At 71.3% G+C, this 22,733-nt stretch carries 24 protein-coding genes; 6 read left to right on the forward strand and 18 right to left on the reverse strand.

What is annotated here, in order from left to right; translation table 11 throughout:
- Positions 1-255 precede the first annotated feature (255 nt).
- Genes speD through Q7W02_15095 form a run of 3 tightly spaced genes read left to right on the forward strand, consistent with a single transcriptional unit; the run spans position 256 to position 2,215 of the window.
- Entirely contained in the window at positions 256-720 is a 465-nt protein-coding gene (speD, locus tag Q7W02_15085; protein ID MDO8477491.1) for an adenosylmethionine decarboxylase, read from the forward strand.
- A complete protein-coding gene (gene speE, locus Q7W02_15090) occupies positions 717-1,637 on the forward strand; it encodes a polyamine aminopropyltransferase (protein ID MDO8477492.1) in 921 nt (306 codons plus the stop codon). The genes speD and speE overlap by 4 nt, the downstream gene beginning before the upstream one ends.
- Positions 1,634-2,215 carry a Maf family protein gene (locus tag Q7W02_15095; GenBank protein ID MDO8477493.1) on the forward strand — a complete coding sequence of 194 codons (582 nt, stop codon included), beginning with the start codon at positions 1,634-1,636 and terminating at the stop codon, positions 2,213-2,215. The genes speE and Q7W02_15095 overlap by 4 nt, the downstream gene beginning before the upstream one ends.
- On the opposite strand, the gene Q7W02_15100 is transcribed toward Q7W02_15095, so the two are convergent.
- The gene (locus tag Q7W02_15100) at positions 2,212-3,285 is read right to left on the reverse strand and encodes an ABC transporter substrate-binding protein (protein MDO8477494.1); all 1,074 of its coding nucleotides are present in this window, start codon (positions 3,283-3,285) and stop codon (positions 2,212-2,214) included. The two genes, Q7W02_15095 and Q7W02_15100, sit on opposite strands and share 4 nt — an antisense overlap.
- A gap of 11 nt (positions 3,286-3,296) precedes the next feature.
- On the opposite strand from Q7W02_15100, the gene Q7W02_15105 reads away from it, so the two are divergent.
- Entirely contained in the window at positions 3,297-3,962 is a 666-nt protein-coding gene (locus Q7W02_15105) for an endonuclease III domain-containing protein (protein MDO8477495.1), read from the forward strand.
- Here Q7W02_15105 and murG read toward each other — a convergent pair.
- The 9 genes from murG to mgtE all read right to left on the reverse strand — a co-directional run bounded on the left by murG (position 3,937) and on the right by mgtE (position 13,124).
- Positions 3,937-5,058, reverse strand: a complete 1,122-nt coding sequence (gene murG, locus Q7W02_15110; GenBank protein ID MDO8477496.1) for an undecaprenyldiphospho-muramoylpentapeptide beta-N-acetylglucosaminyltransferase — start codon at positions 5,056-5,058, stop codon at positions 3,937-3,939. The genes Q7W02_15105 and murG overlap by 26 nt on opposite strands.
- A 22-nt stretch (positions 5,059-5,080) precedes the next feature.
- On the reverse strand, positions 5,081-5,584 hold the full coding sequence (locus Q7W02_15115) for a hypothetical protein (GenBank protein ID MDO8477497.1): 504 nt from the start codon (positions 5,582-5,584) through the stop codon (positions 5,081-5,083).
- A gap of 4 nt (positions 5,585-5,588) precedes the next feature.
- On the reverse strand, positions 5,589-6,698 hold the full coding sequence (locus tag Q7W02_15120; GenBank protein MDO8477498.1) for a D-alanine--D-alanine ligase family protein: 1,110 nt from the start codon (positions 6,696-6,698) through the stop codon (positions 5,589-5,591).
- Positions 6,699-6,845: 147 nt separating this feature from the next.
- Positions 6,846-8,168, reverse strand: a complete 1,323-nt coding sequence (locus Q7W02_15125; protein MDO8477499.1) for an MFS transporter — start codon at positions 8,166-8,168, stop codon at positions 6,846-6,848.
- On the reverse strand, positions 8,165-9,487 hold the full coding sequence (locus Q7W02_15130; GenBank protein MDO8477500.1) for a replication-associated recombination protein A: 1,323 nt from the start codon (positions 9,485-9,487) through the stop codon (positions 8,165-8,167). Before Q7W02_15130 ends, Q7W02_15125 begins: the two co-directional genes overlap by 4 nt.
- Positions 9,488-9,612: 125 nt before the next feature.
- Complete coding sequence (locus Q7W02_15135) at positions 9,613-10,248, reverse strand: HAD-IA family hydrolase (protein ID MDO8477501.1); 636 nt, start codon at positions 10,246-10,248, stop codon at positions 9,613-9,615.
- Positions 10,249-10,252: 4 nt separating this feature from the next.
- Positions 10,253-11,278: a GntR family transcriptional regulator gene (locus Q7W02_15140; GenBank protein MDO8477502.1), complete on the reverse strand. Its 1,026-nt coding sequence runs from the start codon at positions 11,276-11,278 to the stop codon at positions 10,253-10,255.
- A gap of 10 nt (positions 11,279-11,288) precedes the next feature.
- A complete protein-coding gene (locus Q7W02_15145) occupies positions 11,289-11,498 on the reverse strand; it encodes a hypothetical protein (protein ID MDO8477503.1) in 210 nt (69 codons plus the stop codon).
- Between the two features lie 279 nt (positions 11,499-11,777).
- On the reverse strand, positions 11,778-13,124 hold the full coding sequence (mgtE, locus tag Q7W02_15150) for a magnesium transporter (protein MDO8477504.1): 1,347 nt from the start codon (positions 13,122-13,124) through the stop codon (positions 11,778-11,780).
- 106 nt (positions 13,125-13,230) lie between these two features.
- Here mgtE and Q7W02_15155 point away from each other — a divergent pair, with 106 nt between their 5' ends.
- Together Q7W02_15155 and Q7W02_15160 are read left to right on the forward strand one after the other, a co-directional pair.
- On the forward strand, positions 13,231-14,625 hold the full coding sequence (locus tag Q7W02_15155) for a tetratricopeptide repeat protein (GenBank protein MDO8477505.1): 1,395 nt from the start codon (positions 13,231-13,233) through the stop codon (positions 14,623-14,625).
- Complete coding sequence (locus tag Q7W02_15160) at positions 14,622-17,600, forward strand: tetratricopeptide repeat protein (GenBank protein ID MDO8477506.1); 2,979 nt, start codon at positions 14,622-14,624, stop codon at positions 17,598-17,600. Before Q7W02_15155 ends, Q7W02_15160 begins: the two co-directional genes overlap by 4 nt.
- Here Q7W02_15160 and Q7W02_15165 read toward each other — a convergent pair.
- The 8 genes from Q7W02_15165 to Q7W02_15200 all read right to left on the reverse strand — a co-directional run bounded on the left by Q7W02_15165 (position 17,597) and on the right by Q7W02_15200 (position 22,647).
- Positions 17,597-17,971 (reverse strand): peroxiredoxin-like family protein, encoded by a 375-nt coding sequence (locus Q7W02_15165; GenBank protein ID MDO8477507.1) that lies wholly within the window; start codon positions 17,969-17,971, stop codon positions 17,597-17,599. The genes Q7W02_15160 and Q7W02_15165 overlap by 4 nt on opposite strands.
- 27 nt (positions 17,972-17,998) lie before the next feature.
- Positions 17,999-18,127, reverse strand: a complete 129-nt coding sequence (locus Q7W02_15170; protein ID MDO8477508.1) for a hypothetical protein — start codon at positions 18,125-18,127, stop codon at positions 17,999-18,001.
- A 221-nt stretch (positions 18,128-18,348) separates the two neighbouring features.
- A complete protein-coding gene (locus Q7W02_15175; GenBank protein ID MDO8477509.1) occupies positions 18,349-19,065 on the reverse strand; it encodes a succinate dehydrogenase/fumarate reductase iron-sulfur subunit in 717 nt (238 codons plus the stop codon).
- Positions 19,056-19,403 carry a succinate dehydrogenase gene (locus Q7W02_15180; protein MDO8477510.1) on the reverse strand — a complete coding sequence of 116 codons (348 nt, stop codon included), beginning with the start codon at positions 19,401-19,403 and terminating at the stop codon, positions 19,056-19,058. The genes Q7W02_15175 and Q7W02_15180 overlap by 10 nt, the downstream gene beginning before the upstream one ends.
- Positions 19,400-21,103 carry an FAD-binding protein gene (locus tag Q7W02_15185; GenBank protein MDO8477511.1) on the reverse strand — a complete coding sequence of 568 codons (1,704 nt, stop codon included), beginning with the start codon at positions 21,101-21,103 and terminating at the stop codon, positions 19,400-19,402. Before Q7W02_15185 ends, Q7W02_15180 begins: the two co-directional genes overlap by 4 nt.
- A gap of 85 nt (positions 21,104-21,188) precedes the next feature.
- Positions 21,189-21,872, reverse strand: coding sequence for a TlpA disulfide reductase family protein (locus tag Q7W02_15190; protein MDO8477512.1), 684 nt, complete (start codon positions 21,870-21,872; stop codon positions 21,189-21,191).
- A complete protein-coding gene (locus Q7W02_15195) occupies positions 21,869-22,189 on the reverse strand; it encodes a thiosulfate oxidation carrier complex protein SoxZ (GenBank protein MDO8477513.1) in 321 nt (106 codons plus the stop codon). The genes Q7W02_15190 and Q7W02_15195 overlap by 4 nt, the downstream gene beginning before the upstream one ends.
- 5 nt (positions 22,190-22,194) lie before the next feature.
- Complete coding sequence (locus Q7W02_15200; protein MDO8477514.1) at positions 22,195-22,647, reverse strand: thiosulfate oxidation carrier protein SoxY; 453 nt, start codon at positions 22,645-22,647, stop codon at positions 22,195-22,197.
- Positions 22,648-22,733 lie beyond the last annotated feature (86 nt).

Below are 22,733 nucleotides of genomic sequence, written 5' to 3' on the forward strand. Positions count from 1 at the left end.
TTAGCGAGTCGGGAGTGGAACGCAAGAGAAAAGTGGCCGCCGGCCGGCTTCCGATCGCTCGGCCGGCGGCTCCACGGCGGCTCATCCCGCCGCTTGACGACCGCCGATCGGGCCCGCGGCGGGCGCCTCGGCCTCGCCGACAGCCTCCGGAGAGGGCATTTTTTCCTTGCAATGCTAAAAACATGGCCCTACATTCAGAAAAATCGCATTCGCAGGTTTTTCGCGAGCGAGAAACGAACGGAGAGGAGAAAAAGAGTGCAAGCACTGGGGCGACACCTGCTGCTCGAGCTGTTCGACTGCGACGCGGAAGCGCTTAACAGCCTTGAGACCGTGAAGGCGTCCATGGTGGAGGCGGCGAAGCGCGCCCAGGCCACCATCGTCGACGTCGTCTTTCACGAGTTCAACCCGTTCGGCATCAGCGGTGTTGTCGTGATCGCCGAGTCGCACCTCGCCATCCACACGTGGCCCGAGTACCGCTTCGCTGCGGTGGACATCTTCTCCTGCGGCGACGTGCTCCAGCCCCAGACGGCGGCCAACTACCTGGTCGAGCAGTTCGGGGCCTGCCGGGCCTCCGTCGTCGAGCTCCAGCGCGGCATCTTTCTCCAGGCCTCACCCATGCCCCACAAGCCGGCCGGCGCCAAGATGCCAGTCGCCAAGGTGCCAGTCGCCAAGATGCCAGTCGCCAAGGTGCCAGGCGCCAAGGTGCCAGTGGGAGGATGAGCGGTCCCCCGCAGTACAAGTGGTTCTTCGAGAGCACCACGCCGGTTGAAGGCCACATGCACGCCATCGCCCGCACCATCGCCACCCGCCAGACCAAGTTCCAGTTCATGGAGATCTTCGAGACTCACTCCTACGGCAAGGTCCTGGTCCTCGACGGCCGCATCCAGTCGAGCCAGCACGACGAGTTCATCTACCACGAGATCCTGGTCCAGCCGGGCCTCCTGGCACACCCAAAGCCGGTCCGCGCCATGGTCATCGGCGGGGGCGAGGGCGCCACGGTCAGGGAGATCCTGCGGCATCCGAGCATCAGCGACTGCCTCATGGTGGATATCGACGGCGAGGTGGTCGAGGAGTGTAAGAAGCACCTGCCCGAGATGCACCAGGGCGCCTTCGAGGACTCGCGCACCCGGGTGCTCCACGAGGACGCCCGGGCCTACCTTGAGAAGACCAAGGAGCGCTTCGACCTGATCGTGGTGGACTTGCCGGAGCCGCTCGGGGAGGGCCCGGCCTGCCTGCTCTTCACGACCGAGTTCTACACCCTGATCCGCGACCGGCTGACGGACAACGGGATCATGACCATGCAGGCGGGCATGACCAAGATCAACGAGCTGTTCTTCTACGGCGCCGTCAACCGGACCCTCCGCGAGGTGTTCCAGGTCGTCGCGCCGTACCAGGGCTTCATCTCCTGCTTCGGGACTCCCTGGGGCTTCATCCTGGCCTCCAAGGGCACCGACCCGCGCAAGCAGACGGCTCGCGAAATCGACGGGCTGATTTCTTCGCGGATGAACCCAGATACTCTCGGCTACTGGAACGGGGCCGCGCACCTGCACTCATTCAACCTGCCCAAGTTCCTGACCAATGCCCTGGCCAAGAACGACCGGGTCATTACGGACAAGAACCCCCTGATCGTCAGCTGAGCAGCAAGCCAGCCCTCGTCCTCGCCTCTGCCTCGCCCCGCCGTCAGGATCTCCTCGCGGGGCTCGGCATCCCGTTCACCGTGCAGCCGAGCCGTATCGCCGAGGTCCATCCGCCGGGGCCGGCGGAGGCGGCAGTGGCCGCCGTCGCGCTGGACAAGGCGCGCGCCGTCGCGCGCGAGTGGACGGGCGGCCCGGCGGTTGTCCTGGGTGCCGACACCGAGGTGGTCTTGGACGGCCGCTACCTGGGCAAGCCCCGCGATACAGCCGACGCCGCCCGCATGCTCCGGGAGCTCAGCGGCCGCACCCACGAGGTTGTCACCGGCCTTGCCCTCGTCGATGCGCCGTCGGGCCGAGAGGAGACTCTCGCCGTGACGACGCGGGTGACCATGATCGACGCCGGCGCCGAGGAGATCGCGGCCTACGTGGCGACCGGCGAGCCGCTCGACAAGGCCGGCGCCTATGCCGTCCAAGGGCTCGGTGCCCGGCTCGTGGCCCGCGTGGACGGCTGCTTCACCAACGTGGTCGGCCTGCCGGTCGAGACGACGCGGCGGCTGTTGAAGCGGTGGGGGCTCGTCTAGCGGGGCGGCGGCTCTCCCGCAACCGTGGCCCGCTCGAGCGGGCCGGTGCGGAGCAGGGGAGACCACCGGAACCAGGGCAGCTTGACGGCGGCGGGCATCTCGACGCGCTCGCGGGCCTGGCGAAGGCTCGCCTTGAGCATGTCTTCCGTGACCCGCCCACGGGGCAGATAGATCTGCCGCGCGCCGGCCACGCGCAGTGCGAAGTCGCCGGGCTGGCCGATCACCGACGCCGGCAGGCCGGCGGCGAGCGTCTCCGCGGGGGCGTCGCTGACGCGGGCCACTGCGCGGAGGAGTGCCTTGGCCAGGGCGACGAGATCCTGCTCTCCGACTGCGGCGTCGGCACGGAGGAAGAGGGCGGCGTGGACCGTCTCGGCACCGAGCCAGCGGGCCGCGTCGGATCGGGTCCGCAGATCCACAAGTATGGAGACTGCGTTTTTCTCAGCCCTCGGCTCGCCTTCGGCTGCGCCTCGAACTGCGCTCTTCTCAGCCCTCGGCTCGCCTCCGGCTGCGCCTCGAACTTCCACGTCTTCTACCAAGCGGGTGACCCAGGGGTCGGCCATGACGGCGGCCGCCACCTCACCCTGCTCGAGCGCGCCGGCGAGCGCACGGTTGGAGAAGCTCCTGAGCGGCACATGGTAGATCCTGACGCCCGCGCGCGCGAGAATGGTCGCGAGCATCGCCTGCTCGGGCGTGCCGACGCCGGGCAGGCCCACGGGCTGGCCGCGCAGGTCGCGGGGAGAGCGGACGGTCTCCTTGTGGCCCGGAGAGACGAGGATCGCGACAGGCGGCGCCGCCGTCAGGCCGAAGAGGAGCGGCGGCGGGGCGCCCTTGACATGTCCCAGGCGATAGGCCGCGTCGAGCGAGGTGGCGGCGATATCGGCGCGGCCCCGGGCCATCGCCTGCGCGGCGTCGCTCTCCGAGCGCTCGATCGTGAGCGTCACCTCGAGCTTCTCCTGGGCGAAGTATCCTTCCGACTGGGCGACGAAGAGCGGCAGGTACTCTGGCGAGGTTGCCGGTCCCGCCACAGCGATGGTGATCGCGGCCCAGAGTCCCAATCCCGCTGCCGTCATCAAGCCTCCCCGTGAGCCTGCGCCACCGTCTCCTGCGCGTCTATACAGCACTGCACGCCCGCTACGGCCCTCAGGACTGGTGGCCGGCCCGGAGCCGCTTCGAAGTCGCCGTGGGTGCCGTCCTGACCCAGCATACCGCTTGGCCTGGCGTCGAGCGGGCCATACACAATCTCCGCGCCGCGCGGAGGCTCGGGCCCCGGCGGCTGGCCCGGCTGGCGCTACCGCGGCTCGGACGGCTCATCCGCCCAGCGGGGACTTGGCGTCTCAAGGCGCGGCGTCTCCACGCGCTCGCGGTCTTTTTCCTGGCGCGAGCCGGCGGGCGCCTCGACCGGCTGCGCGGGGCGCCTCTCGAGACCCTGAGAGCCCAGCTCCTCGCGGTGCCCGGCATCGGCCCCGAGACAGCCGGCGCCATACTGCTCTACGCCCTGGGGCGGCCGGTCTTCGTCGCCGACGCCTACACGCGCCGCGTGCTCTCGCGCCACCGGATGGTGCCCGCCGACATCGGCTACGATGAGCTCAGGCGTTTCCTCGAGGGGCACCTGCCCGGCGACCCGGCGCTCTTCAACGAGCTCCACGCGCTCCTGGTGGCCGTCGCCAAGTCTCACTGCCGCGCGCGGCCCCGATGCGAGGGCTGCCCGCTGCGCTTCGACCTCAGGGGGCGGCGACCTCGCGGATGAGCCGGGCCAGGCGTTGGGCGGCGTCGGGGACGGCGAGCGTCCGGGCGCGCGCGCCCATCGCCTCGAGGGCCGCGCGATCCGCCAGGAGGCGCGTGAGCGTGTCCACGAGGCGCTCTACCGTGAGATCGCCCTGCGGAAGGACCACGGCGCCCCCCGCGGCCTCCACGAGCCCGGCGTTGGCCGTCTGCTCGTCACCGCTCGCCCCCGGAAGCGGGATGAAGACGGCCGGCACGCCGAGACTGCAGCACTCGATGACGGTGCCCGCCCCGCTGCGCCCCACGAGCAGGGTCGTCGCCGCGTAGACGTCGCGGAGCTCGGCGCCGATGTATGTTCTCACGGCGTAGCGCGGCCGGATCGCAGGCGGCAGGGCGCGGGCCCGATCCTGGAGCCAGGAGTGATCGCCGGTCTCGGCGTTGTCACCGCACTGGTGGAGGATCTGGCAGATCGCGAGAAGCCGCGGCAGCGCCTCGCCCACCACGCGGTTGATCCGGTGAGAGCCTTGGGCGCCGCCCGTGATGTAGACCAGCGGCCTAGCCGCGTCGAAGCCGAAGTGCCCGAGCGCGGCCTCGCGGCTGCCTCCCAGGATTTCCTCTCTCACGGGATTGCCCGTCAGGACGACCCGGTCCGTCGGGAATCCGCTGCCCAACCCAGGAGAGGACACGGCGAAGGACACGGCGATCCGGGCGGCGAAGCGCGCCGTCAAGCGATTGGCGAGGCCGGGGACGGCCGTCTGCTCGTGGACCACGATGGGGATGCCGAGAACGCGGGCCGCGAGCGCGGGCGGCACGCTGACGAAGCCGCCCAAGGAGAAAAGAACCGCGGGTCTCAGGCTCCGCAGGAGCCTCCAGGACTGGATCAGGCCCGCGGGCACGCGCACGAGGAGATCGCTCGCGTTGCGCCGGTCCCAGTAGCGGCGGAGCTTGCCCGTCGAGATGGGATGGAAGGGCAGGCCCGCCTCGGGCACGCGCCGCGCCTCGACGCCATCGTGGCTGCCGATCCAGTGGACCTCTGCGCCGTCCCGGACGAGCGCCGCCGCCACCGCCAGCCCCGCGCTCGTGTGCCCGCCGGTGCCGCCGCCGGCGATGACGACGCGCACGCCGATCAGCAGCCCTGGCCCATCAGCAGCCCTGGCCCAAGGACGGGCTCGACGGCGGCGGGCCGCCCGAGGCGTCGCAGCGTGTGATGCTGCCGTCCGGCGTGGCGAAGAGGGAGGCGGAGAGTCCCTTGGCGTTGCCGCCGACACCCGCGACGGAGACCTGGCCGACGGGTACGGACCCCGCGGCGCTCGTGCTGAGGTGGGCGACGGTGATCTGCCAGCGTCCGTCGGCGCTCTGGCCCGTCGGTCCGACGCCGGCGTTCCCGGCGACTTCGGCGAACGAGCATGAGCGGCCGGCCAGGCCCTTGGCTTGCGCGCAGAGGGTCAGCGCCACGATGGTGCGGGTGAGCAGCCCCTGGGCCTCGGCGAGCCGCGCGCCCTGGTCCGGACGGACGCTTTCCCCGGAAAGGTCCCGCGTGAGCGGCCCGACGGTCGCCTGGAAGTACCCCTGGAGGATCACCCCCGTGAGAGCGCTGACGATCAGGAGAGAGATCAGGACGGAGATGAGGCCGAAGCCGCGCTGCATGCGCTCACCGGCGCTCGAGGGCGAGATCGATCAGGCGGGAGATCAGCTCGGTGTAGGAGATGCCCGAGGCCTCCCAGAGCTTGGGGTAGGCGCTCGTCGCGGTGAAGCCGGGCAGGGTGTTGATCTCGTTGACGAGCACGCCCGCCTCCCCCTCGATGAAGAAGTCCACGCGCGCGAGCCCCGCGCAGTCGATGGCCTTGAACGCGCGGATCGCCAGCTCGCGCACCCGCGCCGTCACCTCGGGGCCGAGCGGCGCCGGCACCTTGAAGGTCGTGTGGCCGGCACCGTACTTGGTCTCGTAGTCGTACCACTCGCGAGCAAAGCAGACCTGGCCCGGGACGGATGCCTGCGGCTCGTCGTTGCCCAGCACGGCGACCTCGACCTCTCGCCCCTGCACGGCGCGCTCGACCAGCACGCGGCGGTCGTGTCCGGCGGCCAGGGCCAGCGCGGCGGCCAGGTCCTCCGGCGCCTTGACCTTGCTGATGCCGACGCTCGAGCCGAGGTTGGCGGGTTTGACGAAGCAGGGGAATCCGATGGTTTCAGCGACGGCGCGCTCGATCGCGGCGGGGTCGCGCCGCCATTCGTGGCGCTTCACGACGAGATAGTCCACGACCGGCAGACCATGGGCGCGGAACATGTCCTTCATCGCGGCCTTGTCCATGCCGATGGCCGAGGCGAGCACGGCCGCGCCCACGTACGGCAGCCCCGCCAGCTCGAGCAGGCCCTGGATCGTGCCGTCCTCGCCGCGGGGGCCGTGGAGCATGATCCAGACCACGTCGAGCCGCTCACGGAGGCCCGGCGGCAGGCCCTCGCTCGACTCGACGCGCTGGAGCGCCGTCGAGGACGCCGCGCCGCCCGCGCGGACCGCGAGCTCCTGCTTGACCGACGCCTCGGGGCCGCCTTCGCCGAGCGCCTTGCCCGCGGCCTCCTGGGCGAGCGCCCGCAGCGGGTCGCCGCCCACGAGCCAGCGCCCCTCGCGCGTGATGCCGATCGGCACCGGCTCGAAGCGCTCGCGGTCCATGGCGGCCATCACGGACGCCGCGCCGGCGAGCGACACCTCGTGCTCGCCCGATTCGCCGCCGAAGACCACGCCCACGCGGAGCTTCTTCGCCATCGCCCTACTCTAACAGAGGGTCGCTAGATGGCCACGCAGGCTGTCGAGAAGGGGTCAGATGCGAGGCGGCGCCCGAAGATCGCAGGCGAGGCGTACTCTCTGTACGTCGAGCCTGCGGTCAAGGGCGCCAACGAAGCAGATGGCCCCTTATCGGCAGCCTGCGCGCGTGAACTCCTTGAAGCGCACCGTGAGCGGTCCCAGCAGCGCCACGGCGCCGAGGAGCCCGAAGCCCCAGATCCACTTGGACTCGGCCGAGGCGCCCCAGCGCGGCGCCCAGTCGAGCACGAATCCCACGGCCCATGGTGACAGCGCGCCGGCCGTGAAGCCCACCGTGGACTGGAGCGCCATGGTTCGCCCGAGATAGGTCGACTCGGCCGCATCGGCGATGCCGGTCGAGACGATGGCCGACTCGGACGTGATGAGCACGCCGTAGAGGAGCCCGAGCGCGACGAGGGTGGAGAACGGCCAGGCGAGACCCCAGCCGATCGCGAACGAGCACGCCGCCGAGAGCAGCATGAGCACGCTGATCGGCCGCGCGCGGCCGAAGCGATCGGAGACCAGGCCCGTGAAGGGATGGGGCAGGGCGCCGATGGCCAGCACGGCCGAGGCCGCGAGCGCGGCCCGCTGGTTGGCCTCGGCCAGGGCCGCTCCCGAGGCGACGAGGCTCGCGGTGAAGAAGGGGACGATCCAGCCGCGCATGCCCATGAGCTCGAAGGTGTGCGCACCGTAGGCCGTGATGAGCCGCATGGCGGGGCGGTTCTTGAGGACAGGGCCCAGCCGCTCTCTATTGGTGCTGGCGGCGCCTGGCCTCCCGCTCGAGGGAACGGGCTTGGGCGCAGCCGCCATCCCACGGGGCAGGACGAACCAGCCGATCAGCCCTGCCAGGAGCGGCCCCGCCGCCGTCAGCGCGAAGGCCCAGCGCCAGCCCCACAGCCCATTGGCCCAGCCCGTCAGCAGGAGCGACACGGATGTGCCAAGGGTGAAGCTGCCGATATAGCAGCCCATGGCGAAGCCGCGCCGGCCTTCAGCGAAGCGCTCGGCGACCATGCGCATGCCCGGCATGTACGTGCCGGCGAGCCCGAGCCCGACGGCGCCGCGCAGGAGGATGGCCGAGAGGAACCCCTGCGCCCAGAACGCGAAGGCCAGGCTGGCCGCGGCCGTCCAGAACGCGCTCCAGAGATAGATGCGGCGCGGCGGCATGTAGTCGGTCAGGGTCGCGAGGATCATGACCGCGCCGATATAGCCGAACTGGTAGAAGGAGACGATCAGTCCCGCCTCGCTATTGCTGAGCCCCCAGTCCTTCTGGAGGATGGGCAGGAGCGCCGAGAAGTTGGAGAAGACCAGCAGTGTCCCGAGCTCGGAGGCGCAGATGGCGGCGAGCCAGGCGCGGTCGCTGTAGGTGAACCGGCCGCGGGCGCTGTAGGTGAACCGGCCGCGGGCGCTGTAGGCGAGTCGGCCGCGGGCGCTCACCGCTTGCCCTGCTGCTCCCGCCACTTCCTCCACGCCTCGAGGCGCGCTGCCAACTCCTTCTCGAGCCCGCGGTCCACGGGCCGGTAATAGACGCGGCCGCGCAGCGCCTCGGGCAGATGTTCCTGGCTCACGCGCGCCTCCGCTGCGTCGTGCGCGTACTGGTAGCCCTTGCCGTATCCCTGGTTCGCCATGAGCCCGGTCGGGGCGTTGCGGAGGTGTAGCGGCACGGGCTCGGCGGGCTTGTCCTGGATGTCCTGGCGGACCTGGTTCCACGCGGCGTAGACGGCGTTCGACTTGGGCGCGAGCGCCAGGTAGCAGGCCGCCTGCGCGAGCGCGAGGTCACCCTCGGGCGAGCCCAGGAAGTGATAGGCCTCCTTGGCGTCGAGCGCCAGGCGCAGCGCCTGCGGGTCCGCGTTGCCCACGTCCTCGGAGGCGAAGCGCACGAGGCGCCGCGCGACGTAGAGCGCGTCCTCACCGGCCTCCAGCATGCGCCCGAGCCAGTAGAGCGCGCCGTCGGGGTCGGAGTCGCGCAGCGACTTGTGCAGGGCCGAGATCAGGTTGTAGTGCTCCTCGCCCGACTTGTCGTAGAGGAGCGCCTTCTTCTGGACGGCGTCGCGGATCGCGCCTTCCGTCACCGCGCCCGCGTGCAGCGTCACCGTCAGCTCGAGGATGTTCAGCGCGCCTCGCGCGTCGCCGTCCGAGAGGCGCGCGATCAGCCTCAGCGCGTCGGTATCGGCAGCGGCGGCCGTCCCGCCGAGCCCGCGCTCGGGATCGCGCAGCGCGCGCTCGAGGATGGCCACGATGTCCTCCTCCGACAGCGGCTGGAGCACGTAGACGCGGCAGCGCGAGAGGAGCGCGGCGTTGACTTCGAAGGACGGGTTCTCCGTGGTGGCGCCGATGAGGATGAGCGTGCCCTTCTCGACGTGGGGCAGGAAGGCGTCCTGCTGGCTCTTGTTGAAGCGGTGGATCTCGTCCACGAAGAGGATGGTGCGCTTGCCGCCGCGCGCCCGGTCCGCCTCGGCCTCGGCCACGACCTGCCGGATCTCCTTGACGCCCGCCAGCACCGCCGAGAAGAGCACGAAGCGCGCGCCCGCGACGTGCGCCATGAGCGACGCAAGCGTCGTTTTGCCGGTGCCCGGCGGGCCCCAGAGGATCATGGAGTGAAGCTGCCCCTCTTCGAGCGCGCGGCGGAGGACCTTGCCCGGGCCGATCAGGTGCTGCTGGCCCACGACCTCGTCGAGGGTGCGCGGTCGGATGCGATCCGCGAGCGGAGCGGGGGCGGCGGGCGTGGCGGACGGCGGGGGATCGAAGAGATCCACGGCGGGAGTATACCCCGCAGTGCGAGCCGAAACGCCCGCCTCGGGCGGTGAGGCGAGGGCTGAGAGGCAGTGCGAGCCGAAACGCTCGCCTCGGGCGGTGAGGCGAGGGCTGAGAGAGTGGGGGGCTACGCCAGCGCAGCGGGGAGATCGAGGAGCGAGGTGATGCGGGCCGTGACGCTGACGCCGCGGCGGTCGAGCTCGGCCGGGTCCGCGCGGTAGGCGATGAAGGGAATGCCGCCGGCCTGGGCGGCGAGCCCGTCCACCCAGGCGTCGCCCACCATCACCATGTGGGGCGCCGCGGGCCAGCGTAGGCGGACCACGCGGAGGCCGTCGGGATCCGGCTTAAGCGCGGTGACGTCGTCGCGGGTCACGACCAGGTCCAGGTGAGGCAGCAGGTCGAAGCGCGCGAGGACGAAGTCGGCGACCACGCGGTCGTTGTTGGTCCAGATCGCGGTGGCGAAGCCCAGTTGCCTCATGGCGCGGAGCGCCTCGTCGGCGAAGGGCTCCAGCACCGCCTGCTCCATGGCGTGCCGCTCGTGGCGTTGGGGAATGGCGAGGATCTCCGCCTCGAGATGGGGGGCCTCGCTTCGCACGAAGGCGAACAGCTCGGGCCCCGACCAGCGCAGCTCGCGCCGGGGCAGGGGCAGGCCCCGCTCGCGCACGAATGCTTCCATCTCGCGCCCCACCGCCTTGAGATCGAGCGGCGAGCTGACGAGGGTGTGGTCAAGGTCGAAGACGCAGACGGGAGGGCTCTGCGTCACCGCCTCAGCCGCCGTGCGCAGTCCCGCGGTCGGGCTGCCCGCGGTCGGGCTGGTTGAGGAGATCGCGTAGGAGCTCGATGCCGCCGCTGTCCAGCGTACGGTCGGCCACGATCAGCTCGACATCCTTGGGCAGGCTCTCCCGGATGCGGGCCGCGGCTTGCTCGGAGCAGACGACGGTGCGCGTGCGCTCCAGCATGCGGTCCAGCGACCAGCTGTCGTCCGTGGAAGCGAGTACCGGGGTGACGTGCATGAGCCCCGCCGACTGCACGGAGCGCAGGAGGTTCTGGCCGCCGCTCGCGGTCGTGCAGACCAGTCCCACGGTGGAGCCCTCGGGCAGCTCGGTCAGCCGCAGGAGCGTCTTGATGCTTGCCTCGGCCAGCAGGGCCACGGTAGGCGGGCCGTCCGGCGGCATGACGCGCCTCACCTCGTGGATGTGAAAGAAGGTCGTGATCACGACCCGGTAACCCTTGAGGAAGCCGGGATCACGGGCGGCTTTCGCCTCGAACTCGTCCACCAGCATCCGGTCGACCTGGAGCGGCAGCTCCGCCTCGAGCTCGTCTCGGTAGCGCGCCAGCTCCGCGTCGTTGCACTCGACCAGGATGGCGCGGCGGCGCGCTACCTTGCCCGCGCGGCCCGCCGGCGCGCTCGAGGCCAGCGCGGCCAGGAATTCGTCCTGTGTGAAGCCGAGCCGCCGCACGCGCTCGAGGCTCTCGCCGACCAGGCGCTGGAGGCTGTGCGCCGCGCGCCCCTCCCGCGTCGGGCGGTCGGCCACGAAGGTGCCGCGTCCCTGCTGCCCCTCGACATAGCCGTCGCGCTCGAGGTCGGCGAGGGCGCGGGCGACCGTGTTGGGATTGATGCGGAGGAAGCCCGCCAGCTGGCGCACCGTGGGCAGCTGCATGCCCGGCTTGAGCGCGCCCGTGGAGATCAGGTGGCGGATCTGGGTCATGAGCTGCACGTGCACGGGCACGGCGCTCTTGCGGTTGACCCGGAGCCCCGAGGGTGGCGCTATGCGTGACGACTCACGCGCCATGAATGTGGTGCTAGACCGTGGCGCGTCGCGGCCCGGTGGCGCTCTTGACAGCCTGTCCCGCGAGGGACCGGCCCACCCGGATCAGCGCCAGCCCCAGGGCCACCCGCAGGGGAACGGGGGTCGGGCGCGTGGAGCCCATCAGTCTCGCCTGGGTCGCCATGGCCCGCGCCTCTGCCAGCCGGTCTTTCCCGATCTGCTCAGCCAGGTAGTAGTTGATCACGTCCGTCCTCCTTTCGGGCCTCTCTGCCCGTCTTGCGGTCTCCGTAATAGTGTATTGGTACATTGATACACTATTAACCGGCCACACGCAACTCCCGGCGACATAGCTGGGCGGGCCCGAAAACACCCCCGCTCGCAGGCGGCTCAAAAAGGTCCAGATGCGAGGCGGCGCCCGCCGGCCGCACGCGAGGCGTACTCCTGTACGTTGAGCGTGCGGCCGAGGGCGCCCCCACAGTCTTCATGCTAAATGGCGCAGATGGGCCTTTTTCAGCCGCCTGCACTAGACGAGCCAGCGGAGGAGGAGGGTGGCGAGAGAGAGGAAGATCGTGACGCCGAGAACGTCCTGGAAGGCGGTCTCGAACGGGCCGGCCGTGAGGGCGGGGTCGAAGCCCAGCCGCTTGGACAGCATGGGGATCGCCGTCCCCGCGCAGCCCGAGAGATTGACCGAGACGAACATGGAGGTGGCGACCACGAACCCGAAGGTGAAGGAGTGCCACAAGAGCCCGATCGAGCCGACCACCACGGCGCAGACAGCCCCGAGGATGGCGGACGTCTGGGCCTGCCTCCAGAGCGGCTCCCACCACCGGCTGAGCTGGACCTGTCCCGTCGCCAAGCCCCGCACGACCATCGTTACCGACTGGAGGCCCGTATTGCCGGAGATCGCCTGGATCACCGGCATAAAGGACGCCAGGAGGATGACCTTGCCGAGGGTCTGGTCGAAGTAGTGGATGACCACGCCCGCCAGCATCTCGATCAGCAGCGTCAGCAGCACCCAGGGCAGGCGCAGCATGGCGACCTGGCGCGGGGAGCGGCGCTCGAGCTCGGCGGCATCCGAGCCGGCCATGCGGAAGATGTCTTCCGATGCTTCCTCCTGGACCACGTCCATGACGTCGTCCACGGTGATGGTGCCCACCAGCCGGTTCTGGTCGTCCACGACCGGGACGGTCACGAGGTCGTACTTCACGACGACCCGCGCGACCTCTTCCTTGTCCATCGTCGCGTTGACGCTCACGACCTCCTCCGCTTCGAGGATGCCGAGGATGAGGCTGCGCGGGTCGGCGAGAAGGAGGCGCCGGAGCGGCACCCGCCCGATGAGGTGCTGGTGATCGTCCACCGCGTACACGCCGAAGGGGCGCTCCTCGGTGACGGTCTTCCTGATGTGCTGGATGGCCTCCTCGACGGTCGACGTCTCGCGGATTGCCACGACGTCCTGGGACATGAGGCGCCCCGCCGAGTCTTCGGGATACTCGAGGATCTCCTGGATCTCTTCCGACTTCTCCTCTTCCATGAGGTCCAGGATCTTTTCCGCATGCTCGCTCGAGAGCTCGTCCACGACGTCGGCCGCGTGCTCCGCCGGCATCCGGTCGAGGATCATCGACACCTCGACGTCGTCCAGGGCGCGCACGAGCTCGAGCAGCGTGGCGTCGTCGAGCTCGGACAGGACGTCGCCGGCCTGGTCCTGCCGGAGCGAGCGGAAGATCGTCGCGCGGTCGGCGAGCGGCAGCTGCTGGAGCACGTGGGCGATGTCGGCCGCGTGGGCTTCGACGAGCGCCTGAGTTGCGCGAACGTCGTCGCGGTTCTGGAGCAGCTCTTCGGCTGCGCGTAGCAGGCGCTCGCTCGTGTCCATGGTGTGATCTCCGGAGTCGATTGTACCGGGCTGCCCGCGTTGCCGCGACGGAATATCCATCAGTAGAGGCCGGGCCGGGGCACCGTGGTAGCCTGACGGTATCCGTATGGTGCACCTCCGCGCGTTCTCCGGCTTGCTCCTCGCGGGACTCGTAGCCGTCTCCGCCGGGCCCGCGCTGGCCCTCGACGAGGCCGAGCGCCTCATGCTGGTCGGCGAGAAGTCCTACGAGGACGGGCTCTACGCGCTCTCCCGCCGCACGCTCGAGCGCTTTCTCGAGCGCTTCCCCGGTGACAAGCGGGCTGGCGAGGCGATGCTCCTCCTGGGCAAGGCCCGGCTCTCCCAGGGGTCTCTCGAGGCCGCGCTCGACGCCTTCAGGAAGACGGAGGGGTTCTCGCCCGTTCCCGGGAAGCCCCAGGAAGCGCGCTTCTGGGAGGCCGAGACGCTGTACCGGCTGAAGCGCTTCACCGACGCGCGCGCGGCCTATGCCCGCGTCATCTCGGCCGAGCCTGCCTCGCCGCTCCTCCCCGACGCCCTCTACTCGATCGGCTGGACCGACCTCGAGCTCAAGCGCCGGGATGCGGCCGTGATCGAGTTCGGACGGCTCGTCAAGGAATTTCCCGATCACGCGGCGGGGCCCTCGGCCGCCATCCAGCTCGCCCGCGCCCTCATCGAGACGAAGCACGCCGACGAGGCCGTGGCGGTGCTCGAGCCGTTCCCGGCGAAGTACCCGGAGCACCGGCTGGTGCCGGAGGCGCGCTACTACCTGGCGCGCGCCCGGCTGGCGGCGGGCGACATGGACAAGGGCGTGGCCGAGCTCCGGGCCTTCGCGCGGGCCAACCCGGGGCACGAGCTGGCGCTCTCCGCGCGCCGCGTAGCGCTCGACACCCAGATCAAGGCCGGCAAGAAGAAGGAGCTCGCCGAGGAGTACGCGGCGCTGATGGGCCAGAAGCCTCCGGCGCCCGAAGGCCTCTACGACGCGGGCACCATCGCGGCGGCCCTCGACCGCCCGCGCGACGCAGACGCCGCGTGGGCGCGGCTCAGGAAAGAATTCCCGGAGCACGTCTTGACCGCCCGCGCCTCGCTGGAGCAGGCTCAGACGGCGTTCGGCAAGAAGAACTTCAAGGACGCCGCGACGCTGGGGCGCGCCGCCGCCAAGAGCCCCGAGGACGCCGTGCGGGGCGAGGCGCTCCTTGTCGTCGGCGAGAGCGAGATGAAGCTACGGCACCCCGCCCAGGCGCTCCCGGCCTTCCAGGCCGCTGCGGACACGCCCGGGCTCGAGCCCGCGCTCCACTTCCGCGCGCTGGCAGGCAGCGGGCTCGCCCACGAGGACCAGAAGCAGTGGACGCAGGCCGCGAAGTACTACGAAGACGTCGCGGAGAAGAGCCCGGACAAGACGCTGGCCAACTGGGCCAAGACGCGCCGCGCGGCGATCGCGGCCCACCTCAAGCCGGCGCCCAAGCCGGCGCCCAAGCCGGCGCCCAAGACGGACAAGAAGCGATGACCCGCCCGCTCCTCTCGGCCGCGCTCCTGCTTCTCTCCGTTGCCCCGGCTGCCGCCGTCGAGCCCGCGTTCAAGCTGCCGCCGCCAGACCTGGCCGAGGTCCTGCCGCTGGTCTCGCCGGCGCTGGACAAGCCGGCGCTTCCGGGCTCGCTCGCGGCGTATCCACCCTCGCCCCAACCCGTGCCGCCGCTGCCGCGGGCCCGCGTGGAGACCGACCTCGCGGTCCAGCCCGTGGCGGCCGCGCCGCCGCCGCGCTTCCTCGCGTGCAACCCGCTCGGCACCGTGCTCGGCGTCGTCTCCGAGCTCGTCGAATGCGGCCGCGCGCGCTTCCAGCGCGGCGAGTTCGAAGACGCGCGCGAAGCGCTCGACGGCGCCGCCAAGCGCGCGACCGAGGCGCCCCTGCTTCGAGAGGCGCGCTACTGGCTGGGCGAGACTTTGATCCGGCTCGGCCAGCCCGACCAGGCGGCGCAGGCGATGCTCCTCGTGGTCCAGGGCGACCCGCGCTCGGACGTGGGGTTTCACGCCGCGCTCAAGTATGGCTGGCTGTCGCTGATGGCGGGCGATCCGGCGCGGGGGCTCGCGACGCTGGACGCGCTCGTCAAGAGCGGTCCGCCTCCGGACCTCGTCCCCTGGGCGCAGCACGGCCGCGCCGTGGCGCTGTACGGTCTCGGGCGCTACGCCGAAGCGCGCGAGGTCTGGACCCGCCTCCTCGGCCGGACCCTGCCCGCGCCGGTGGCAGGAGAGGCGCCCTTCTGGCTCGGCGACACGCTGGGGCGGCTCGGCGAGTACAAGGAGGCCGTCGCGCGGCTCAAGACCTTTACCGGCGGCGGCCCGCGCCTCCAGATCGACACGGCGCTCCTGCGCCTCGCCTGGTGGAGCCGCGCGGCAGGTGAGCCGCTCGCGGCCGTGCAGACCTACCGCGGGGTGATGTCGGCGTATCCGAAGATGCCCGAGATCCTCTGGGCGAGGGCCGGGCTCGCGCTGGCCCTCCTCGACCTCGACGACTATGCAGCCGCCCTCGCCGAAGCGCGCACGCTCGACGCCGCCGACAAGGCGGGCGCGCTCGGCCTGCCTGTACTCCTGGCAGTGGATCGTTGGGCGACTTCGAGCCGCCGCGCCGACGACGCGCGGGCGCTCGAGCAGGAGCTCCTCGGACGCACCCTCGAGCCCGCCACGCGCGCCTACGTCCTCCTGCTGGCCGGCGAGGTCGAGCGCGACGCCGGCCAGATGTCGGAGGCCCGCGGCCGCTTCGAGCTCGTCCTGGCGCGTCCCGGGGCGCCGGCGCTCGGCTGGTACGCGGGGCTGCGCCTGGCGCAGACGGATCTCGAGAGCCGCGAGATCGCCCAGGCGCGGACGCGCATCGACGCGCTCCTCAACGAGCCGCTGACGGCCGAGCTCCGCGGCGCGGCCCTCGCGCTCGGCGGCGAGGCCGCCTACGCCGGTCGCGCCTGGGACGAGGCCGCGGCGCGCTACAGCCGGTTTCTCGCCGAGTTCCCGACCTCGCCGCAGGCGCCCTCGGTCCTGCTGGCGCTAGGCTGGGCGGAGTTCCGCCGCGGGCGTCTCGAGGCGGCGCGCGACACCTGGACGCGCTTCGCCACGATTAACCGCGCCGATCCGCGGGCGCCCGCCGCGCTCCTTCTGGCGGCGGAGCTCGCGGCGCGCTCGGGCGACACCGCGGGCGCCCGCGCGCTGCTCGACGGGCTCGTCACGCGCTACCCGGAAGGCGAGTACGCGGACATTGCGCGGCTCAACCGGTCGATCCTCGCCATCCGCGCCGGCCGGGCCCCGACTGTCCTCGCCGATCTCACGGAGCTGATCCGCCGCGCGCCGCTGTCTCCCTACGTCGGGCGGATGAGGCTCGCGCGCGGCGTGGTCCTCGTGACGACCGGCAAGGCCGCGGAGGCCGCGCGCGAGTTCAAGAGCGCGCAGGGGCAGGGCGAGGGCGCGTCGGCGAACCTGGGGCTCGGGCGCGTCGCTTTCGATCTCGGGCAGTGGGACGAGGCCGAGCGGGAATTCGTCGAGGCGCGCGACACGGGGGCGGGCGCCGTCGCGGCTGCGGCCGAGTACGGCATGGCCGCCGTGTTGTGGAACCAGGGCAAGAGCGACGACTTCAAGCGCTTCGCCCAGGCGCTCCTCGCGCGGCCGGCCGATCCGGCGATCACGCCCTACGTGCTCGCGGCCGTGGCGGCGCTGGCGGCCGACGAGGGGCGGTGGAAGGACGCGCGCACGCTCGCGATGCGCGCGGTCAACGAGTTCCCGACGAGCGATGCCGCGCCGACGGCGCTGTCGCTCGTAGGCACGGCGGCCGCGCGCGCGGGGGAGTGGCCGGTGGCGAGCGAGAGCTTCCAGCTCCTGACCGGCCGCTACCCCGGCTACAAGACCGGACGCGAGGCGCGGCACGGCTACGCCGAGGCGGGCTATAGAACTGGCGCCCACGCGGAGGCGAGCGCGAGGCTCCAGGAGTTCATCGACGCATCGCCGAGGGACCCCGAGCTGCCGCGCGCGCTCGTACTGCTGGGCCGTACCCGCGAGGCGGCCGGCGACGGGGCTGGGGCGCTCGACGTCTACACGCGCGTGGAGCGCGAGTTCCATGCCTTCCAGGGCGCGGCGCTTCTCGGCAACGCCAGGGTGCTCCTGCTCGCCGGAAACTGGGACGAGGCGCGGCCGCTCCTCGAGCGCGCGGTGGAGGCGGGGGATGGGGGGGTGGCTGCCGAGGCGGCGTACCGCCTCGGTGAAGGGCTCCGGGGCGCGGGCCGTCACCAGCAGGCCGTCGACTCGTACATGATGGCGGCCTACGTCGCGCCCGACACGCCGCTCGCGCGCCGCGCGCTCCTCGGCGCCGGGCAGTCGTTCACCGCGCTCAAGCAGCCCGACTCGGCGATCATCGTGTACAAGAAGCTGCTGGCGGGGAAGGGCGTCGAGCCGGACGTGGCCGACGCCGCGAAGAAGGGGCTGAAAGCTCTCGGGGTCAACTAATCGAGGGCGGCCACGACGTCGGACATCGGTGCGTGGTCACCCGCAAAGCGGTCCCGCCACTCGTAGCGCACGCGATCCGCCGGCCCCAGCACGAACACGCCGCCCTGCTGCACCGGATCCCCCCGCCGCGCGCCCTGCCTGAAGCCCTTCGCGAACGCCCGCAGACCCTTCACGAAGCTCCCGGGATGGAAGGTCCTGCCCCAGCCATAGGCGAGGCCGGCCGCGCGGAAGGCCTCCAGCGACGGGTCCGCGTAGAGCGGGCCCGCGTAGCCCGTGACTTCACGGAAACCCTTCAGGTACTCGGGCTTTCCCGGCCCGACGACGACGAGCGCGGCGCCCCGCCGGACTATCGAGGGCTCGGCGGCGGCCAGGTCAGCGACCTGCTGACGACAGAAGATTCAGCCGAAGTGGCGGACGAAGGCGAGGACGGCCTGCTGGTCGGCCCAGGAGCCGCCGAGCGTGACGGCGCGACCCTCGGCGTCGAGGACCGTGAGGCGCGCGAGCCGCGATGCCACAGTGTCGGACATGGCGCGATTCTACCCGCTTCCGGGTACTGGGCCAATTTGCTTTGCCAGATTTACTCAGCCCTTGCCTCACGGCGGGGCCGCTCAGCTCGAACCTCCACGTTCTCGGTCGCCAGCGACGCTCAACGTACACCCACGTACGCCTCGCGTGACTGGCTCCCTCGGGCCTCGTCTGGCTCGCAACCTGGCCCAGTACCGGACGACGGCGCCGCCGCGCGGGAGGATTAGCGGGGGCCGATACCGAATAGTCGGAGCACGGCACGGCGCCTGAGCGCCAGGATCGAGTCCGTGGGCGAGATCTCCATGGGACAGACGGCGGTGCAGTTGGCCTGGCCGTGACAGCGCGTCAACACGTCCTCGGCGAGCACCGCCTGGCTGCGATCGGCATGAGCCCCGTCGCGGCTGTCCCGCTGGAGCGTGAAGACGCGGTTCAGCGCCGCGGGCCCGGGGAAGCGCGGGTCGTGGCTGACCATGGTGCAGGCCGAGACGCACATGCCGCAGCCGATGCACTCGATCGCGGCGTCGATGGCGCGCCGCTCGCGCGTGCGCGAGCCGATCAGGGCGAACCCGTCGCCGTCCATCGCCCGGCGGCCGGGGACGAAGACCGCCTTCATCTCCAGCATCTTGTTCTTGATCGGAGCCATGTCGACGACGAGGTCGCGGATCAAGGGGAACTGGTACAGCGGCCGGACGGTCACCGGCCCGCGGTCGAGATTCGAGAGCAAGGTCCGGCAGGCCCAGCGCTCGCGGCCGTTGACGACCATGGCGCAGGAGCCGCACATGCCCACGCGGCAGGCGTAGCGAAAGGCGAGCGTCGCATCGGAGTTTCGCTGGAGCTCGACCAGCGCGTCGAGGACCGTCATGCCCTGGAGGGCCTTGACCCAGTACTTCTGCAGGCGCTCGCGCGAGCCCGGGCTCCAGCGGAAGACCTTCAGTACCATCGCCACCTCCAGATGGCCGCGAAGGCCGCCACGCCGACCAGGAGCGCCAGCAGGAAGAGCAGCCGGTGCCAGCGCGCCGGCAGGCCGAAGTCGAGGAGGATGGCGCGCACGCCAAGCAGGCCGTGGAAGAGCACGAGGGCGAGGAGCGCCGCCTGGACGGGGCGCGCGAAGGGGTTCTTCAGGTGCGCCGCGATCACCGCCACGAGGCCGATGGCCGCGACGCGCTGGAGCAGCCACGCCCACATGCCCACCTTGGTGTCCCGCCACGCCTCGGCGGAGCCCATGCGGCGCGTGAGCATCTTCCGGTCACGGACCGGCTCGGCGCGCCGCGCGCTCAATCCCCGACCTCAACGCCTGTCGGCTGGCGCTCGCCGTCGGGCGCGAGGCGCGTGAGCCGCGTCGGCTCTTTCCAGACGCGCAAGCCCGCCGTGTCGCCGCCGGCGACGTGGATGTTGTACAGCTCGGCGCCGGTGTCCGGGTGGTCGCGGCGGAAGTGCGAGCCGCGGCTCTCCTCGCGCTCGAGCGCGCTGCGCGCGATGAGCCAGGCGGCTGCGACCTGGTTCTGGAGGTTGAGCCAGTCCTGCCACGCGAGGTTGTAGGTCGTCCCGCCCGGCACGGCCGCCCTTGGCGCGCGCTGGCCGATGTCCTCGATCTCGCGGAGCGCCGCCTTGAGGCCCGAGGCCTGACGCACGAGGCCCACCTGCTCCCACATGACGTCGCGCAGCCGCTGCTGGAGCGCGTAGAGACCCTCGCCGCCCTCACCGCGCCCGAGGGGTTCGACTATGCGGGCCGCCGGCGCCTCGACGTCCGGCGTGGACAACCGCGGCAGGGACCGGCCCACGACCCACTCCGCCATCACGTCGCCCGCGATCCCGCCGAAGACGGTCGAGTCGGCCACGCCATTGCCCCCCAGCCGATTCGCGCCGTGGACGCCACCCGCATCCTCGCCGGCGGCGAAGAGTCCCTCAATGGCGGTCCGGCACGAGGCGTCGATGACCACCCCGCCCATCATGAAGTGCGCCGTCGGGCCCACTTCGACCGGCTCGCGGGCCAGATCCCGACCGAAGTCGCGGCAGCGCTTGACCATGCCCCGGAAGTTGGTCTCGACGAGCTTCGCGCCAAGGTGAGACACATCGATCCACACGCCGCCGTTCGGGCTGCCGAGGCCCTCCTGCACCTCGGTGAAGCAGGCGCGCGCGACGAGGTCGCGCGTGGAGCGCTCCATGCGCCCCGGATCGTAGCGCGACATGAAGCGCTCGCCCTTGCCGTTGAGGAGCCTGCCCCCCGCCCCCCGGAGCCCCTCTTCGAGCAGCGCGCCGGTCATGAGCGAGTTCGGCACGACGAGGCCCGTGGGATGGAACTGCACCATCTCCATGTCCTTAACGGGGGCGCCGGCGCGCAGCGCCAGCGCGATGCCGTCTGCGGCCTTGTCCGCCGAGCAGGCGATGACGCGGTACATCGTCGGCCCGCCGCCCATCGCGAGCAGCGTGGCGCGGCTGCGCACCGCGGTGAAGCTCCCGCGGCGGATGTCGAGCACGAGCGCCCCGCCGACGCGGCCGGCGCCGTCGCTGAGCAGCTCGACCGCCCGGTGTTCCTCCAGCGCGCGAATGGAAGGGCGAATCCACACCTGCTCGGTCAGCCGGTTCATGATCTCGATGCCGGTCAGATCTCCCTTGTGGATGGTCCGGTCGTGCGTCTGGCCGGCGAAGGGCTTCTGGTGGATGCGGCCGTCGGGGTGGCGGTCGAAGAAGCAGCCGTAGCGGCTCTCGAGCTCCAGCACGCGCCCGGGCGCCTCGGTGACGAGCGTCCAGACGAGCTCCTGGTCGTTGATCCAGCCGCCGCCCGCAAGGGTATCGAGGAGGTGCGCGTCGAGAGAGTCGGGGGAGGCGAGTACGGCGTTGTAGCCGCCCTGGACCATCCGCGTGCAGCCCGCGCGGCCGAGCAACCCCTTGACGACGACGGTCACCGACAGGTGCGGCGAGCGGTCCGCGGCGTGCAGGGCGGCGCAGAGCCCGGCGCCGCCGGCGCCCAGGATCAAAAGATCGGTCTCGAGGATGTCGATGGCGCGCTCCGCGGTGACTATAGCCCCGGGCCGGGTCCGGGCGCAATCCGACGAGGCGCCCTCAGCGGGCGGGCGCCTTGAGCAGGTAGTCGAGGAGCTCGCGGGTCGGGCCCTCTGCCCACGAGCGGGTGCCCGTCACGCGGCCGACCAGCTTGTGATCGCGGCCGATCAGGTAGAGCGTGGGCACCACTTTGACCTTGTAGATGTCGGTCACGCCGCCGTCTCCGTCGAGGAGGAAGACCGGCGAGAGCCCACGGCTCTTCACCCAGGGCGCGACCGCTTCCGACGTCTCCTTCGTGGTGACGGCCAGCACCGTAAAGCGGCGCGGGAGAAGCTCGCGCTGGAGCTTGTCGATGGTCAACGACAGCTCGTCCGAGGCGTAGGGCGACGTCGTGCTCCAGAAGTAGAGCAGGACCACCTGCCCCGCGAAGTCGGAGAGGGCCACGCGCTTGCCGTCGGCGCGCAGCAGGGTGAAGGAGGGCGGGTCCTTGCCGACGAGCGGGAAGAGCCGGGCCGCCTCGACCAGCCGGTCGAGCTCGGTCTTATCCCTCAGCTTGTTCCGGTCCCGCTCCCGCTTGTAGAGGTCGTATTGCCACGGCTGCATCCTCTTCTCTATCGCGCGCTCCCGGGCCTCCTCGCGCTCTCGCTCCTCCTCCGTGTCCACCTGCCCCTGCGCCGGGGGGAGCCAAGCGACCAGGAGTACCAACAGGATCGCGAGTGCGCCCGCGCGGCGGGATGCGCTCACGCCGGCTTGACCTCGGCCGAGCCCTCGAAGCGCGATCCGTGGCTGTCGAAGAACGTGACCTTGAGCGGCCCGGGCTCGGTGACCCTGAACGCGAAGCCGAACGACGGGTTCTCGCCGATCGAGGTCGAGGTGTCGAACTCCGCGATGTCGCGGCCGAGGTAGTTGACGACGATGCGGTTGACGAAGCGGTAGTTCCTGTCCACCGACTTCCCGTCCTTGCGCTCGACGCGCTCGTTGGGGTGGATCAGGAGCGCCCGCGCCCGCGCGACCGACCCGCGCGCGACCGAGTCCGGCACCCTGATCTTCACCTGCCCCATGGTGCTCACGCGGCGCACCCCGCGACGACCACGCGGACGCTCCGCTTGACCATGAGGAGCGCGCCGTCCTGCATCTCCGCCACGGCGCGCACGTCTCCGGTGTCGGCCAGCCGGAGGTTGGCGGCCACGTACGCCTGGCCGCACGCCGGCGTGAGGCTGAACTTCGCGTTGAGCGGCCGCGGGTTCTTGTCGGACATGACGTAGATGGTCTTGACGTAGCTCTGCGGCGTCATCGGCGACTTGACCTCGACCGACATGGCCACGTTGCCGCCGTCTTCCGCGATGAGCGGCAACTCGAGCGTGATGACCTGGGATCCGTCCTTGATCGGGCGGCTCCCGAACAGCCGCTGCATGGTTTTCTCGACGGGCTCCTCGGGGGCAAGGTTGGCGAGGAAGCCTTGAGCGCGCGCCTTGGCGTGAGGCCAAGCGGCGGCAAGCGCCGCCGCGGCGGCCCCCATGAACACTTCTCTCCTGGTCACCCCCTGCCGAGCCATGGCTCCCCGCTTAACCATGGCTCCATGATGCCGCGCTTCACGACCAAGTC

It is taken from the genome of Candidatus Rokuibacteriota bacterium (assembly GCA_030647435.1).
Taxonomy (GTDB): domain Bacteria; phylum Methylomirabilota; class Methylomirabilia; order Rokubacteriales; family CSP1-6; genus AR37.

What these genes read in the sequence shown, in the direction of transcription:
- Q7W02_15170 (MDO8477508.1), bottom strand. Translation starts at nt 18,127, where the DNA reads ATGTCCGACACTGTGGCATCGCGGCTCGCGCGCCTCACGGTCCTCGAC.
- Q7W02_15200 (MDO8477514.1), bottom strand. Translation starts at nt 22,647, where the DNA reads ATGGGGGCCGCCGCGGCGGCGCTTGCCGCCGCTTGGCCTCACGCCAAG.
- Q7W02_15115 (MDO8477497.1), bottom strand. Translation starts at nt 5,584, where the DNA reads ATGCAGCGCGGCTTCGGCCTCATCTCCGTCCTGATCTCTCTCCTGATC.
- Q7W02_15100 (MDO8477494.1), bottom strand. Translation starts at nt 3,285, where the DNA reads ATGACGGCAGCGGGATTGGGACTCTGGGCCGCGATCACCATCGCTGTG.
- Q7W02_15140 (MDO8477502.1), bottom strand. Translation starts at nt 11,278, where the DNA reads ATGGCGCGTGAGTCGTCACGCATAGCGCCACCCTCGGGGCTCCGGGTC.
- mgtE (MDO8477504.1), bottom strand. Translation starts at nt 13,124, where the DNA reads ATGGACACGAGCGAGCGCCTGCTACGCGCAGCCGAAGAGCTGCTCCAG.
- Q7W02_15175 (MDO8477509.1), bottom strand. Translation starts at nt 19,065, where the DNA reads ATGGTACTGAAGGTCTTCCGCTGGAGCCCGGGCTCGCGCGAGCGCCTG.
- Q7W02_15155 (MDO8477505.1), top strand. Translation starts at nt 13,231, where the DNA reads ATGGTGCACCTCCGCGCGTTCTCCGGCTTGCTCCTCGCGGGACTCGTA.
- speE (MDO8477492.1), top strand. Translation starts at nt 717, where the DNA reads ATGAGCGGTCCCCCGCAGTACAAGTGGTTCTTCGAGAGCACCACGCCG.
- Q7W02_15160 (MDO8477506.1), top strand. Translation starts at nt 14,622, where the DNA reads ATGACCCGCCCGCTCCTCTCGGCCGCGCTCCTGCTTCTCTCCGTTGCC.
- Q7W02_15120 (MDO8477498.1), bottom strand. Translation starts at nt 6,698, where the DNA reads ATGGCGAAGAAGCTCCGCGTGGGCGTGGTCTTCGGCGGCGAATCGGGC.
- Q7W02_15195 (MDO8477513.1), bottom strand. Translation starts at nt 22,189, where the DNA reads ATGGGGCAGGTGAAGATCAGGGTGCCGGACTCGGTCGCGCGCGGGTCG.